Below are 15,501 nucleotides of genomic sequence, written 5' to 3'. Positions count from 1 at the left end.
CGACCGCCATGACCGCCAGACGCGACATCGAAGCCATCACCGAACGCATCCGCCAGCGCTCAAAACCAGGCCGCGAGCGTTATCTCGGCCGCATCGCCGAGGCATCGAACCGCACCGCCAACCGGGCCGTTTTGTCGTGCGGCAATCTCGCCCATGGCTTTGCGGTGTGCAGCCCCTCGGAAAAGCTCGCGCTGGGCGCCGACAAGGTGCCGAACCTCGGCATCATCACCTCCTACAACGACATGCTGTCGGCGCATCAGCCGTTCGAGACCTTCCCGGCGCTGATCAAGGACGCAGCCCGCGAAGCCGGCGGCATTGCCCAGGTGGCCGGCGGCGTGCCGGCCATGTGCGACGGCGTCACCCAGGGCCAGCCCGGCATGGAGTTGTCGCTGTTTTCGCGCGATGTCATCGCCATGGCCGCCGCGATCGGCCTGTCGCACAACATGTTCGACGCCGCCGTCTATCTCGGCGTCTGCGACAAGATCGTGCCGGGGCTGGTCATCGCGGCACTCACCTTCGGCCATCTGCCGGCGGTGTTCATTCCGGCCGGACCGATGACGACCGGCCTGCCCAATGACGAAAAGGCCAAGGTCCGCCAGCTCTACGCCGAGGGCAAGGCCGGACGCGCCGAACTGCTGGAGGCCGAGTCCAAATCCTATCATGGGCCGGGGACCTGCACCTTCTACGGCACGGCGAATTCCAACCAGATGCTGATGGAGATCATGGGCCTGCACACGCCGGGCGCTTCCTTCGTCAACCCCGGCACGCCGCTGCGCGAGGCGTTGACCCGCGAGGCGACGAAGCGGGCGCTGGCGATCACCGCGCTCGGCAACGCCTATACGCCCGTCGGCCGGATGATCGACGAGCGCTCGATCGTCAACGGCGTCGTCGGCCTGCACGCCACCGGCGGCTCGACCAATCACACCATCCACCTGATCGCCATGGCGGCGGCGGCCGGCATAGCCATCACCTGGCAGGATATTTCCGACCTGTCGGAAGCGGTGCCGCTGCTGGCGCGGGTCTATCCGAACGGCCTCGCCGACGTGAACCATTTCCACGCCGCCGGCGGGCTCGGCTTCCTGATCCGCGAACTGCTCGACGAAGGCATCCTGCATGAGGATGTGCAGACGGTGTGGGGCGAAGGCCTGCGGCCCTATGCGGTCGAGGCAAAGCTCGGCGCCGACGGAGGCGTGGTGCGCGAGGCCTCGCCGAAGGCAAGCGGCGACGAAAAGGTGCTGGCGCCGTTCAACAAGGCATTCCAGGCGACCGGCGGCCTGAAAGTGCTGTCAGGCAATCTCGGCCACGCCGTCATCAAGACTTCCGCGGTGAAGCCGGAGCGGCGTATCATCGAGGCGCCGGCCAAGGTCTTCGACAGCCAGCAAGGGCTGAACGAGGCGTTCAAGGCCGGCACGCTGACCGGCGATTTCATCGCCGTCATCCGCTTCCAGGGGCCGAAGGCCAACGGCATGCCGGAGCTGCACAAGCTGACCACCGTGCTCGGCATCCTGCAGGATCGCGGCCAGCGCGTGGCGCTGGTCACCGACGGGCGCATGTCTGGCGCCTCCGGCAAGGTGCCGGCGGCTATCCATGTCACACCGGAAGCGGTCGAGGAGGGTCCTATCGCCAGGATCCATGAAGGCGACACCATCCGGCTCGACGCCGAAGCCGGCACACTCGAAGTGCTGGTGCCGGCCGGGGAGTTCGCTTTGCGCCGGACGGCGGATGCCAATCTCATCGGCAACGAGTTCGGCTTCGGCCGCGAGCTGTTTGCCGGCTTTCGACAACTGGTCGGCCGCGCCGATCATGGCGCCAGCGCCTTCGGCACCACATGACGGCAATTCTGCGTAGTTCATGAAAGAGAGCGGCACATGGCCGCCCTCTTGCGGTTGTGCATACGATTCTATTGCACGGTTAGCTCCGCTCGCTCGCCGGCCTTGACCGTCACGTTGCCTTCTTTGGAACTGTTGTCGGATTTCTCCGAGACGACGGCATAGTCGCCCGCCGGGATCGCTGCCTGATACTTCTGGTCGAATGCATAGCCAAGCGACTTGCGGTTGCCGTTGATGTCCTTCTTGGCCTCGAAAATCTCGATCTTCGAGGCTCCGGGCGCGGTGATCGCCAGCACGCCGGCATTCATTGCGACCTTCAGATTCTGAGATTCGCCCACCTTGACAGTGAACGGCTGCTCGACGACGGCGAGATCAACCGTCGCAATCAACACATAGTCTCCGGGTGGCAGATCGAATTTGCTGTCGGGCCCAAAGGCGTAGGTCACCTCGTCCCTGGTTCCGTCGATCTTCGTTTTCGCCTTCGTGACCTTGAAGCCGATGCCCGAACCGTCCGCCTTGTCGCCGCCGGCAGCATAGTAAGCATTGGCAACGACATGGCCGACACCGGCAATCATGTCCTTTTCCACGGTCTTGCCGGCAGCCAGCGGGATCGTCTCGGTAGCCACGCCCTGCCCGATCGTGACAGTCACTTTCTCGTCGCCGGCCGGCAACACGGCTTTCGTGGTTCCATAGAAGGTGGCGGGCAACTCAGCACCAGGATAGTCGATGACGACAGCCGCGCCATCGACGACATCCGCCCCCTCGCTCGGTCGCGGATGGATGATGAGCGTGCCGGCATTCAAGTTGAAGAGAGGCTTGTAGACCTGGCCTGCCTCGATCTTGACCTTCTGCTCGGTCTTCGCCTGGCCGTCACTGGCCACGACGATATAGTCGCCCGGTTCCAGATTGGCCTTGTAGGCACCGTATTCGGTGCTGACGTAGTCGCCGCGCGTACCGTCGGGTTTGGCCTTGTAGATTTCCCAGACGTTGCCGTCGGTGACGGGATCGCCGCCCTCGGCAAGCACTGCTATCGGCTGGAAATTGAAGTCCGGTTTGGCCGGCTCCGGCGCGGGCGCTGGCGCAGGTGCCGGAGCCGGTTCAGGAGCAGGCGCCGCCACTGTCTCGGCAAGCGCCTGCTGCAACGCCTTCTCGTCGGAGGCCTGGATGTATTTGCCGCCGGTGTTGTCGGCGAGGCAGGCGATCTGCTTGCCCTCGTCGGCGGTGAGGCCGAAACCGACGACATCGGCGGTGAAGTCGACGCCGGATGCCTCGAGCTCCTTGCCAAGCGCGCAGGGGTCGCCGCCGCATGTTTCGAGCCCGTCGGTGATGAGCACGACGGTCGCCTTGTCCTCGGTGTATTTCAGCGCCTCGGCCGCCTGTTTGACCGCCGCCGTCAGCGGTGTCTTGCCGAGGAATTTCAGGCTGTCGGCGGCGGCCGAAATGGCGCTGCCCGAACCTGCCTGCGGCGGCACGATCAGCTGGATGTCGTCGCAGCTGCCCTTTTCACGGTGGCCATAGGCCATGAAGCCGATCTCGTCGTCGGTGGGGACCGATTGAAGCACGGCTCGAAGCGATTCACGGGCGATTTCGAGCTTGGGCTTGCCGTCGATCTGCGCCCACATCGAGCCGGAGGCATCGAGAATGACGATGACCTTGTTTGCGGCGAAGCCGAACGTCGTCATCGACAAAAGGAGGATCGCCGCAGCGACGCCCCGTGCAAGTCCCGCCATTGAAATCTCCTCAAATCCGCCCCTGATCCGGGCGGCAAGCTATTTGACGCCGCGCCGGGACACAAGTCCGGGCGCCCGGTGCGTAGGGCTCCGAACCCAGCTTGACAAAGACCTGACGACAACCAGTTCGGCGGTGCCGGCAGTGCCGGCAGTTTTTGCGATAGGAATTTTTTCTTGACTCTATGCCCTCAGCTATGGTACATTTTCGCCCATGGTGCTGATTTGCGCCGGTGACCCGCCGCACAGGCGGGTTTTTCGTTTGATGCACCGTCAGCCTACGCGGCGAAGGCTCCGAAAGAACCGTTACCCGAATTCGCTGCCCTGGTCCGATGCGCCGGGCCGAGTGCCTAACTTTTCAACGGAAGCGAAGTTCAGTAGGTCGTGCGGCGCTCTTCCGAGGGCGGCCTGCCGAATTGCAGCCGGTAGCTTTGGGCGAAGTAGGAATGCGAGGTGAAGCCTGTCGCGATCGCCACGTCGAGGATCGGCATGTTGGTCTGGCGCAGCAATTCGCGCGCCCGCTCCAGCCGCAGCCGCATATAGTAACGGCCGGGCGTGACGCTGAGATGGCGCAGGAACAGGCGCTCGACCTGGCGTACCGAAAGGCCGGCGGATTTGGCCAGCTGCACCGCCGACAGCGGCTCGTCGAGGTGGTCGGCCATCAGTTCGACGATGCGCCTGAGCTTCTCCGACTTGCCGGTCAGGTCGCGTTCCGGCCCGACGCGCTGGCGGTCGCCGGCCGAGCGGATGCGTTCGTGCTGGAACTGGTTGGCGACGCCATTGGCGAGGTTCGAGCCGAAATCGCCGCGCACGATCTCCAGCATCAGGTCGATCGAAGTGGTGCCGCCGGCACAGGTGTAGCGCTTGCGATCGATCTCGAAGACGTTGCCGGTGCAGTTGATGTCGGGGAAGCGTTCGACGAAGCCGGCACGGTTTTCCCAATGGATGGTGCAGCGATAGCCTTCGAGCTGGCCGGCCTCGGCCAGCAGGTAGGAGCCGACCGACAGGGCACCCAGCGCATTGCCGCGCCGGCCCCAGCTGCGCAGTGCCGCCAGCACCTTGCTCTTGCCGGGGAATTCCGTCGTCAGCCCAACCGAGACGAACAGGATATCGACCGGCGGCAGGTCTGCGACGGCGTAGTCGATCTTGAGCGGCAGGCCATTGGAAGCCATCACCGGATCGCCATCGGCCGACACCGTCGTCCAACCGTAGAAGTCGCGGCCAAGCAACCGGTTCGCCGACCGGAACGTATCGATCGCGGCAGCCAGCGAGAACATGGAGAACTTGTCGACCAGCAGGAATGCGAACTGCCGGCCGCCTTGAACGGGGTCCGTGATGACCGGCCGTTGTGAGGGAACACTGGGGTTCGGCAAAGCTGCGGCTTTCTGGCGGGTCAGAAGGACGGCCGTTTCAATCCGGCCGCAAGGTAGGCCGAGGCTAACGTATTGGCCATCAGCATGGCAATGGTCATCGGCCCGACACCGCCAGGCACCGGCGTGATGGCGCCAGCGGCCTTGGCCGCTTCGGCATAGGCGACATCGCCGACGAGACGGGACTTGCCCTCGCCCTTCTCGGGTGCGGGAATGCGGTTGATGCCGACATCGATGACGGTGGCGCCTGGCTTCACCCAATCCCCCCTGATCATCTCCGGCCTGCCTACGGCCGCGACAAGGATATCGGCGGTGCGGGCCAAGGCCGGCAGATCCCTGGTGCGGCTGTGGGCGATGGTGACGGTGCAGTTGGCGGCAAGCAGGAGGTTGGCCATCGGCTTGCCGACGATGTTGGAGCGGCCGACGACGACCGCGTTGAGGCCGGACAAATCCTTGCCGCGCACCCGCTCGATCAGAAGCATCGAACCGGCCGGCGTGCAAGGCACGAAGGCTGTCTCGAGTTCACCGGTGCCGAGCTTGCCGACATTGATGAAATGGAAGCCGTCAACATCCTTTTCCGGCGCTATGGTCTGGATGATCTTGCCGGCATCGATATGGGCCGGCAGCGGAAGCTGCACGAGGATGCCATTGATGGCCGGATCGGCGTTCAGGTCGCCGATGATCTTCAGCAGTGCCGGTTCCGAGGTTTCGGCCGGCAGCGTGTGCTGAACGGAATGAAAGCCGCATTCCTTGGCGGTGCGCGACTTGGACGCGACATAGACCTGGCTGGCGGGATCCTCGCCGACGATGACCACGGCGAGACCGGGCTTGGCCTTGCCCTTGGCGACAAGCTCGGCCGTCAGGGACTTGACCGTCCCCACAACGTCCCCGGCAACGCTCTTGCCATCAATCACTACAGCCATGGACTACCCTCAACACCAGAATGCCCAAGCGCGTCGCGTGCGGAAGCGACGCGCTTTTCGATCTTTCACCGCGTGGCATTTTCACGAAAATTCCAACATGCAATCCCGCCAAAGCGCCGTCCCATGCCGTTTACGCGAAACCGGCATGTTTTTGTACGGCACCTGGAAGAATTTTGTGGCTCAGAAGTAGCGGCGGCGCGCGCGGCTCTCGGTCAGTTCGCGAACCGCTTCACGGAATTCGCGCAGGCTGGCACGGATTTCCTCGATTGGCGCTTGCTGCTCGGCATCCTCCACGACCCGCGGCGGCTCCGCCGATCGCTGATGAGGCTGAGGCGCCTGCTGCTGCGGGAGGGGCGGCTGTGGATAAGATTCGGAAGCAGGCTGAGCCGGATCGGGCTGCTGCCCGGCATTGGTGGCCGGCATGGATTGCGGATAGGGATAGGCCGGCGGCTGCGCGTAGCCCAATGGCTGCGCGTAGGGATAGAGCTGCGGCCCGGAATATGGCCGCTGCGGCACCATGGGAGGCGGCAGTGGCGGCTGCGCCGCCTGCTGCGGATGGCCGCCGGGCTGGAAAGGCGGCGACGGGTATGCTGTCGCGGCCGCCTGCCGAGGCTCGAAGGCCGGCGGCGACTGGGGATAAGCGCGGTATTGCGGATCGTGCATTGGTTTCGCGTTTTCGGCAGAGGCCCATTCAACGGTATCGAACGGCTCCTCCCGGGATGGCCTGCGGGAGACGGACTTGTGCAGCCTCGACAGCAAGGCACCGATCCGGCCGGGACCTTCGGCCGGCGAGACCTCGGCTTGCTGGACAGGCGGTGGCGCGGCCGGCGGTGGTGATGCAGGCGGGGGTGTCGATGGCTGCGGCGCTGGTGTTTGTGGCGGCGCCGGCGGCGGCGCTGCCCGATATGCCTTGTCTTCGTAAGGCGTCCGGCGTTCGTCCGTGCCATGGTCGCGGCGCGAGCGCGAATTGGCGGTGTCACGCAGGCTCTCATAGGCGCCACGCATGGCTCCGAGGCCAATGCCGGAGGCAAAACCCAGCAACAGGCCGCCGAGCGCGACCACGACTCGCGACGGCCCGTTTGCCTCGAGCGGCGCGAAGGCCTTCGAGATCACGTTGATGTTGGCTGTGTTGATGTCCTTCTGCTCGCCGGTTTCCTTGGCGCGCAGCAGATACTGTTCGTAGACGGAACGCTTGGCGGTCGCCTCGCGCTCCAGTTCGCGCATCGACACGAGGTCGCTGTTGACGTCGCCGCTGCGGACCTTCAGCTGCGCCAGGCGAGAGGCAAGGTCCTGTTCGAGCTGGACGGCGCGCTTGAGGTCGACCTGCAGCGACGAGCCGATGCGACGCAGCTCCGCGGCGATGCGGTCGCGTGCGCCGGCAATCTGGGCATTGAGCGCCTGGAGTTCGGGGTGACGCGGGCCGAACCGGATGGCAGCGCGGTCAGCCTCCTGCTTGAGCGATGCATATTGCGACCGCAGATCGCTCATCGTGTTGGAGTTGATCTCCTCCGGCAAGGTGCCGGTGAGAACCGAATTGACGTCGACCGACCGCGCCGAAGCGGCCCGGGCGTTGAGTTCCAGCGTGCGGGCGCGCGCGACCGACAGCTGCTCGTTGAGTTTCAGCATCTCGTCGTCGCTGATGAGATGGCCCTGCGCGTCGACGAGATCATGGGTAGCCCTGAAATCCTCGACCTTGCGCTCGGCCGCCTCGACCCCCTTGCGCAGCTCGTCAAGCCGGGCCGTCAGTTCGTCGGTGGCGCGGCCTGCGGTGTCCGACTGGATCTGGCCGAAAGTCTGCAGGAAGACATCCGTCATCGTGTTGGCGATGAGGGCCGATTTCTCGCCATTCTGCGTGGTGGCGCTGACGGTGATGACGAAGGTCTTGCCGCCGCGTTCGACCGAAAGGCTCTCGGCCAGATTGCCGACAGCAAGCGCGCGGCGGCGGGCGTCGTCGACACCGCCCGGCCCGTCATTGCGGGACAGGACGGAGCGGATGAGCGACATGACGCTGAGGCCGCCGCCGCCTTGCCCATTGAATTCGGGGTCGTTGACCAGATTGAGCTTGTCGACGACCTTGTTGAGAACGGTGCCTGATGTCAGCACCCGGACCTGGTTCTCGACGATGGCCAGCGTGGCATCGGAAGCGACGACCGACTGGGTAAGGTCGCGGTCGGTGAGCTTCAGGTCGCGCGGGTCGACGATCAGTTCGGTGGTGGCCTCATATTTCTTCGGCGTCGACAGCGCTATGGTGATGCCGAGCGCAGCGCCCAGTAGTGTCGTCGTCACGATCAGCAGCTTCGACTTGCCGACACCACGTACGACCTGCATCGGATCGATCAGCGGCTTCCACTGCTGACTGTCCGTGCCGTCGTTTCGGGATAACGACGCGTCGCCTGCAGCGTAAGGTTCCGATGCATGATCGGCGCGACGGGCGCCAGCGGTTTCGGCGGCACCAGGCTGTGTCCGTGGCGTGGTTTGCGCGCGATACGATGACGAAGCTTGCTCATGATCCCCGTCGATAGCGGCCGGATCCGACAGTTTCGTGTTCCGGGCCTCGCGCTGCGAACGGGCGAGACGATGACGGGTGGCGGCATCCTCGCGCCATGACAGGTCTGCCCGGTCGCCTATCGAGACCAGGGACGCGTCGGGTTCGTCGCCGCGCACAGCCTGGCCAAGCGCCAGCAATGAGCGCTCGCGCTTCCAGTCTTCGCGGTTTTCCCTGTCGACCATCGTCTGGAACTTTACCTTTGGCGACCTGCAAACGGCGATTGGCCATTCGTTAAGCCACGCTAAACAGGCATGGAAAACAAAAGGTTAATTTTCCCGCGCCGAAGCGTCGGTTTCTCGCTTCGGTTGCATCTATTTTCGACACAGGCTCAGGCTCCAGAACGGCACGTTAAGTTTTCCAGCCTAGGCTCTCCTTGAGACATGACGCAGGCCAGTGACATACCGCAAAGGCGGCCCCTCGCCCGGATCGGCAGCTTTTTGGCCGAACGACGGGGGCTGCTTCGCGACTATTTCTCGGCGATCAGCGGCGCCGGCGGGCGACTGGTGTTTTCGCTGGCCTATTTCATCGCACTGGCCAACACGCTCTCCATTTCCGAATTCGGCATGTTCGCCACCGCATCGGCGGCCGGTGTCATGCTGTCGCGCATCCTCGCCTTCGGGTTCATCTCGGCGCTCTACCGCACCGCCACCATCCGACCCAATCTAATCGGCACCTTCTCCGCCGGCTTCCTGCTGCTCGGCGTGCTGTCGCTGCCGCTGCTGGCCGCGGCCTCGTTCGGCGTCTATCTGCTTTTCTTCGCCGACACCGTGCCGCTGTCGGTGTTTGCGGCAATCGTCTTTGCCGAGGCGCTGTTGTGGCGGCCGGTGGAGGTGGCGCTGATCGTCAACAACGGTCTGGGCAAGTTCGGCCGCGCCGCGCTGCTGGCCATCCTGGCGACGGCGCTGCGGGCGCTTGGCGCGGTGCTGTTCATGTTCTCAGCACAACACAGCGTCTGGATATGGTCTTGGTTCTATATCGGCGCCAATGCCGCCTCGCTGCTGATTGCCTTCGGCTTCTTCTACCCGCGCCAGAGGCTGCGGCTGCGCGTCGCGCTGTATCTTCGGCGATTGGCCGATTCCATCTATGTGGCCGGGGCCGAAGTGCTGTTCTACCTGCAGATGGAATTCGACAAGCTGCTGGTCCTGGCGATCGGCGGCCCGCATCTGGCTGGCATCTACGCCATCATCATGCGGCTGGTAGACCTGACCGCCATTCCGATCCGCACCTTCTCGATGATGCTGGTGCAGCGCATGATGCGCGCGCCGGAACTTTTGTCACGGCTGGCGGTCAAGAGCGGCATCGAAGGCGGTGTGTTCGCGGTGTCGACGCTGGCGCTGCTGGCGCTTGGCATCGTGCTGCACTTCTTCCCCAACGCACTCGGCAAGAATGTCGCCGAGGCTGCGCCGCTGGTGGTGCTGGCGATCTGCGTGCCGGGGCTGCGCAATCTGGTCGAATACCAGGCCGAGCTTCTGTTCGCCCGCGGCCAGACGCTGGTGCGTGCGCTCAATCTCGGCCTGCTTGCCGGATTGAAGGCGCTGTTGCTGACCTATGTGCTGACGACCATCCTCGACACGCCGAACCTCGTGCTGTCGCTGAATGTCGTCTTCCTGCTTTTGTATCTCGCCTCGACGCTGCTCACCTATTCGGCGATGCGCAAGCCGGCGAAGGCGATTTAGCACTAAGAGCGGACTAGCCCGATCAGACGGCGGATGCGGCCGATATCGGTGCCGATGAAGGATTGCATGCCGATCGCCACCTGCTCCGGCGCCATGGCGGCAACGAAGCGGCGGAACTCGTCATCCGAAAGCGCTTCGCCGGTCCAGTGGACGTGGCAGAACTCTTCGGAACCGTGGAAGTGGCCGGCTCCGTCCAGCAGATCGTCGACATAGCGGCCGTAGATCATGCATTCGGAGAATTTGCGCGCCGAGCCGACGACCTCGACCCAGTCGCGGCCATGGACCTTCTCGATCTCGGCGCACATGGCCAGCACGGTGTCGCGCCGCCAGGCGATCAGCGTCGAGATATAGTCATGGATCGACGTCCGGGACGGGTCGATGCCGAGTGCCGATCCCGCATTGCGCGACCAGATGCGATGCTCCTCATGACCTTCGTCCGCCAGCACACCGTCGCGGCGGAACAGGCGCACCTTGCCGTCGCGCCAGAAGGCGCCGCAGTCGAAAGGTTTGAGGAAAGCGACGTCTGAATCGCAGAAGATGAGCACGTCTTGAGATGCATGCGCCGATATGGCGATGCGGCGCAATTGCTGCACATGCCAGCCGCGCAGTGGCTGAGTCTTCAGGCTGAGCCAGACGCGCCGGCGAAACAGGCTGAGCGGATCGTCGAAGGCGTGCAGCCAGCGCGGCAGCAATTCACGCTCGTCGACGACCGTGCGGCGGCCGGTTTCCAATTGGCGAAACAGACTGACGTCGCGATGTTCGACCAGGATGTAATGGTGCGCCGCGCCCGAAACGTGGCGATCAAGTGTCTCGCACAGCAGGCGGCAGCGCTCGAAATCGGGCGCATAGCTTGCCGTCACGATGGCCGCCGTCGGTGTCTGCCGCAGCGGGCTCGGCTCGACGGCGGCACCTGGCACGAACCTGCTGTTCACTTGATATCCCTCGCAGCTTCGAGTGTACGCGAGAATTTCTGCCTGACGACGCGCAGCAGGAACAGAGGATTGCCGACCACATAACGGCGCCACAGGCGGCTCGGTTCGACAGCCAACCGGAACAGCCATTCGAGCCGCAGCCGGCGCATCCACAAGGGCGCGCGGGGAACCGCGCCGCTCAGGAAATCAAGCAACGCGCCGACGGCGATCGGCAGCGTGCAATGGCGCGCGTCGATATGGCGTTCGATCCACAATTCCTGGCGTGGCACGCCCATGGCGACGAGCAGCACGTCGGGCCGAAGCGCGGCAATCCGGTCGACAATTTCCTGCTCCTGCGAAGCGGGGAAATAACCGTCATGGATCACCACGAACCGGTGCTGCACCGCCAATGCGGCCAGCTTGACCGACGCCGCTTCGGCATTGACGCGCGTCGCGCCGAGCAGGCCGACGGTGAGCGGCGTCGTCGAGGCCTGCAGGAAGGCGGGGACGAAATCGGTACCGTTGAGATTGTCGGGAAATGGCGCTCCGTAGAGGAGTCTCGCCGCCAGATCGATACCGATGCCGTCGGGCAGGATGAGGAAATCATCGAGTGCCTTGGCGAACACCGGGTCGGTATAGGCGATGTTGGCGTTGTGGGCGTTGAGGAAACTGACCTTGGTGAAGCGCCGCTCGGCAATCAACCGGTTCAGCAGGGCGATGGCATCGTTCCAGCGGACCGCAACCACCGGGATGCCAAGGATCGTCTTCAGCGTGTCGAGCCCGAACGCAGCGCGGGCGGAATGCATGTTCACGCAAACGCCTCCTGCCTGACGGGTGCGAGCTTTTCGAGGCCGAGCCGGATGGCAGCGTCGAGCGCCTTGACCTGCGAGCCCCGGAACGCGCTGCCGTCAACGTCGCGGATGTCGGCCGCCGCAGCCTCGAGTGCCCTGGCGAAGGCGACGGGATCGTCGGTGACGACGCAGTTGGCCGGACGGTGGTCGATGCCGCGCAGCGAATGGCTGGTGGCGACCGAAGGCAGGCCCAGTTCGAAGGTTTCGATTGTCTTCAACTGGACGCCGCTGCCTGCGGTGCTGATCAGCGGAATGACGGCAGCAACGCGCACGAACGCCTGCGCGTCGGGCACGCGGCCGACAAATTCAACACCCGGATGCTTCGACGTGACGCCCGAAGGCATGTGGCCGGCGATGCGGATGCGAAAGTCGGGCCGCAGATGCGGCACGACCTTGCCCAGGAACCAGTCGAGGCCGATGCGGTTCGGCTGCCAGGTCCAGGTGCCGATCAGGGCGGCGTCGCAGTCGATGCGGCGCGGGCCTTTCAGGGTTGTCGCGTGGGCACCGGTCACCAGTGGCAGCACCGCCGAGCGGTCGTGCGAGGCGACACCGAGGGCGGCGCGGTCTTCCTCGGCCAGGGTGAAGACGAAGCGCGCCCGGCGGCAGAGACGCTCTTCGACGGTCTTGAGCAGCCTCGCCTCGCGACGAAACAGCAGGCGCTGGAAGAGGCTGCCGGCGGCTGCGGCATTCTCCCGCGCCGAAAGATGCTCGACATTGTGGGCAATGAAGATCGAAGGCCGGTCGGTGAACAGTTTTTCGAAGGCGCCGGCGAACTGCACGGAATTCAAGACATAGCCATCAACTGGTCCAGCGCGCTCGATGGCAGCGAGAACATCGCTGTCGGATACGGCGCGCAGCTTGACCGACGCGAAGGTGAGACCCGAAAGCAGCGCCTTGCCGACCCAGGCCAGCTTTTGGCGCGCGGAGGCGTTGTCCGTGCGCACGTCGATCGCACCCAGCACCACGGTGTTTTCGGGGTCGGCCGCGGGCTTCCCCGGCCAGGTGAAGCCGATGACGGTTACGCGCGCGCCAGCGCGCCGCAAGGCAGCGATGATCGCAGCGTTGGCGATCTCGTAGCCCGAGGCGAGAGCGCCGTCAGGCACGATCGATGTGGCGAACAGCAGATGCATCTCACCTATCCTGTGGTGTAGCCGGTAGCAAAGTGCGGTGAACCCTTGATTAAGCCAGCACATTCGACGGCCGAAAGTCCCTGTCTGGCGGGCTTCTCCGTGCAAGGTGATTAACGAAACCTTATCACCGTGGTGCTACCAGAGCCCAACTCACCATGTGGCTGGACACGGATGATCCCTTTGCCATCGGACGGTTCGGTATCGATCGCTGGACGCACGCCGCGGCTTGACGTCGAGGCCGTCGAAGCCGTCATCACCTTGCCTACCTTCAAGCGTCCCCAGCAGGTGCTGGAAACGCTGGCGTCGCTGCGCGCGCAGCAAACCGGCAGACGCTTTGCCGTGATCGTCATGGAGAACGAAGCCGAGGCGCGGGCCGGCGCCAAGGCGGCGCTGCCGCTGTTCGAGCGCGGTGAGATGCCGGGCCTCGTCATCATCGCGCATGAGCGCGGCAATTGCAGCGCCTACAATGCCGGCTGGCAGACGGCGATCCTGCAATTCCCGAACTTCAGGCATCTGCTGGTCATCGACGATGACGAGATCGCCGATCCGCAGTGGCTGGAACGGATGTGCCACGCTGCCGAAACGCTCGGCGCCGATATCGTCGGCGGCCCGCAGGTGCCCGTGTTTGCCGACCCCGCCCATGCGAGATGGGCCGAGCATCCGGTGTTCGCGCCGCCTTACCAGGAAACCGGACGCGTGCCGGCGCTCTATTCGTCCGGCAATCTTCTGGTCGGGCGCAACGTGCTGATCGCCATGGGTCCGCCCTTTCTCGATCTCAGTTTCAACTTCATGGGCGGCGGCGATTCCGACTTTCTCAGCCGGTCGGCGCAAAATGGCTTTGTGCTGGGCTGGTGCGCCGAGGCCAAGGTGCAAGAAACCGTTCCGGCCCGGCGTGTCGAGGCCGACTGGATCCGTGCCCGCAGCTTGCGCAACGGCGTCATCTCGACATTGGTCGAAAAGAAGAAACGCGCCGGCACGCCAATGGCCGGCGCCAAGGTGTTGCTGAAGAGCCTGGCGCTGCTTGCCGCCTCGCCGTTTCGCGGCCTGATGCGGCTGGCGCGAACCGGATCGCCTGATATCGCCATCTACCCCGTCCATGTGGCGCTGGGCCGCGTGCTGGCCGAATTCGGATATGCCAATGAGCAATACCGCCAGCCTGAGAAAAACTGAGCGCGCGCCGCTCAGCGACGCGTTCACGCGCGAAGGCGTGGCCACCGCCATTGCCGCGCTGCTGTTCACCGTCATCATGGTGTCCTTCAGGCCGTTCCAGCCGGGCGGCGCCGAACTCACCGGTCAAGGCGGCGACATCGTCAACCAGCTTGGCTTCGGTTCGCTCGGCGCCATGTCGATCTTCTCGCTGATGGCCTTTGCCGATCCGCGCGTGGTGCGCTCGCTGCTCAGCCCGTCCTGGGTGCTGATGCTGGGCTTCTTTTTCCTCTCGGTGATCCTGTCGACCGATCCGCCTTCGGCGATGCGCGCCGCCTCGTTCACCCTGATCGGCATCCTGACGATGGCGACGATCCTGGTGCTGCCGCGCGACGCCGAGGCCTTCTCGAAGGTCATCATCTTCACCGCCGTCGTGGTCATGGGCCTTTCCTATCTCGGCCTCATCGTCTTTCCGCACGAGGCGATGCACACCGCCGACTCGCAGGAGCCCGAGCATGCCGGCCTGTGGCGCGGCGTGTTCACCCACAAGAACATCGCCGGGCCGATCATGGCCTGCCTCAGTTTCGCAGGCCTCTATCTCTACCGGCGCGGACAGCGCTACTGGGGCGCCGGGATCTTCCTCGCAGCAATGATCTTCATGCTGCACACCGGCTCCAAGACGACCGCCGGCCTGGTGCCGTTCTCGATCCTGATCGTGATGTTCCCTAGCCTGATAGGCATGCGGCTCGGCACGCCGATCCTGTTTGCGCTGGCGATCGTCGCCACGGCGGTCGGCACGCTGGGCATCGTCTTCCTGCCGCCTGTAAAACATCTGGCGGCGATCTATTTCCCCGGCATGACCTATACCGGCCGCACGACGCTGTGGGAGTTCGCCGGCAGCATGCTGGCGAAGAAGCCATGGACCGGCTACGGCTATGAGAGCTTCTGGGGCACGCCGCTGCTGCTCAACCAGGACCAGCCCTTCGACCGGCCGTGGGACATCAGGACCATCGTGCACGGCCATGACGGCTATCTCGACATCGCCGTGCTGATGGGCATTCCCGCACTGTGCGTGGCGGTCTACACTTTCCTCATCGCGCCGCTGCGCGACTACATGCGAATTCCGTTGCGCCGGGAAAACATCTTTCTCGGCGACTTCTTCATGATGGTGGTGCTGTTCACGGCGCTGAACGCCTTCCTCGAAAGCTTCTTCTTCCATCGCGGCGACCCGGTCTGGCTGTTCTTCGTTCTCGGCGTGCTTGGGTTGAGGCAAGTGTCGCTGCGGCCGATGGCGGTGCGTGATCCCGATCGCGGTGAGCGATCTTCCCGTTCCCCCTGACGGGGGCTTCCCCGAGGAAGCGTCAGCGGCTATGTGAAACCTTCCTTCGGA

The 15,501-nt window shown here is 64.5% G+C and carries 11 protein-coding genes; 4 read left to right on the top strand and 7 right to left on the bottom strand.

The features are described 5' to 3' along the window. The first annotated feature begins 8 nt into the window (after window positions 1-8). Window positions 9-1,832 carry a phosphogluconate dehydratase gene (edd, locus tag NKH52_RS27755; protein WP_352735556.1) on the top strand — a complete coding sequence of 608 codons (1,824 nt, stop codon included), beginning with the start codon at window positions 9-11 and terminating at the stop codon, window positions 1,830-1,832. 68 nt (window positions 1,833-1,900) lie between these two features. Here the strand turns inward: edd and NKH52_RS27750 are convergent, their stop codons facing one another. The 4 genes from NKH52_RS27750 to NKH52_RS27735 all read right to left on the bottom strand — a co-directional run bounded on the left by NKH52_RS27750 (window position 1,901) and on the right by NKH52_RS27735 (window position 8,579). Beyond that, window positions 1,901-3,559, bottom strand: coding sequence for a vWA domain-containing protein (locus tag NKH52_RS27750; RefSeq protein ID WP_352735557.1), 1,659 nt, complete (start codon window positions 3,557-3,559; stop codon window positions 1,901-1,903). 371 nt (window positions 3,560-3,930) lie between these two features. Then, window positions 3,931-4,929: a GlxA family transcriptional regulator gene (locus tag NKH52_RS27745; protein ID WP_352735558.1), complete on the bottom strand. Its 999-nt coding sequence runs from the start codon at window positions 4,927-4,929 to the stop codon at window positions 3,931-3,933. Between the two features lie 20 nt (window positions 4,930-4,949). After that, entirely contained in the window at window positions 4,950-5,849 is a 900-nt protein-coding gene (gene folD, locus NKH52_RS27740; protein WP_352735559.1) for a bifunctional methylenetetrahydrofolate dehydrogenase/methenyltetrahydrofolate cyclohydrolase FolD, read from the bottom strand. 180 nt (window positions 5,850-6,029) lie between these two features. Continuing rightward, the gene (locus tag NKH52_RS27735) at window positions 6,030-8,579 is read right to left on the bottom strand and encodes a GumC family protein (protein ID WP_352735560.1); all 2,550 of its coding nucleotides are present in this window, start codon (window positions 8,577-8,579) and stop codon (window positions 6,030-6,032) included. Between the two features lie 198 nt (window positions 8,580-8,777). On the opposite strand from NKH52_RS27735, the gene NKH52_RS27730 reads away from it, so the two are divergent. Beyond that, window positions 8,778-10,073 carry a lipopolysaccharide biosynthesis protein gene (locus NKH52_RS27730; protein WP_352735561.1) on the top strand — a complete coding sequence of 432 codons (1,296 nt, stop codon included), beginning with the start codon at window positions 8,778-8,780 and terminating at the stop codon, window positions 10,071-10,073. Window positions 10,074-10,075: 2 nt separating this feature from the next. Here the strand turns inward: NKH52_RS27730 and NKH52_RS27725 are convergent, their stop codons facing one another. From NKH52_RS27725 to NKH52_RS27715, 3 genes are read right to left on the bottom strand one after another with little or no spacing between them, the layout of a single operon-like run. Beyond that, window positions 10,076-11,005, bottom strand: coding sequence for a DUF6492 family protein (locus NKH52_RS27725; RefSeq protein WP_352735562.1), 930 nt, complete (start codon window positions 11,003-11,005; stop codon window positions 10,076-10,078). After that, entirely contained in the window at window positions 11,002-11,796 is a 795-nt protein-coding gene (locus NKH52_RS27720; RefSeq protein ID WP_352735563.1) for a WecB/TagA/CpsF family glycosyltransferase, read from the bottom strand. The genes NKH52_RS27725 and NKH52_RS27720 overlap by 4 nt, the downstream gene beginning before the upstream one ends. Continuing rightward, window positions 11,793-12,965: a glycosyltransferase family 4 protein gene (locus NKH52_RS27715; RefSeq protein WP_352735564.1), complete on the bottom strand. Its 1,173-nt coding sequence runs from the start codon at window positions 12,963-12,965 to the stop codon at window positions 11,793-11,795. Before NKH52_RS27715 ends, NKH52_RS27720 begins: the two co-directional genes overlap by 4 nt. Before the next feature lie 171 nt (window positions 12,966-13,136). Between NKH52_RS27715 and NKH52_RS27710 the strand changes: the two genes are divergently transcribed. Both NKH52_RS27710 and NKH52_RS27705 read left to right on the top strand, forming a co-directional pair. Further along, window positions 13,137-14,135 (top strand): glycosyltransferase family 2 protein, encoded by a 999-nt coding sequence (locus NKH52_RS27710; RefSeq protein WP_352735565.1) that lies wholly within the window; start codon window positions 13,137-13,139, stop codon window positions 14,133-14,135. Beyond that, on the top strand, window positions 14,104-15,450 hold the full coding sequence (locus NKH52_RS27705; protein WP_352735566.1) for an O-antigen ligase family protein: 1,347 nt from the start codon (window positions 14,104-14,106) through the stop codon (window positions 15,448-15,450). Before NKH52_RS27710 ends, NKH52_RS27705 begins: the two co-directional genes overlap by 32 nt. Window positions 15,451-15,501 lie beyond the last annotated feature (51 nt).

Source organism: Mesorhizobium sp. M1066 (assembly GCF_040318635.1).
Classification (GTDB): domain Bacteria; phylum Pseudomonadota; class Alphaproteobacteria; order Rhizobiales; family Rhizobiaceae; genus Mesorhizobium.
The sequence above is the reverse complement of the archived record's forward strand: the minus strand, read 5'-3'. Positions and strand labels throughout refer to the sequence as shown.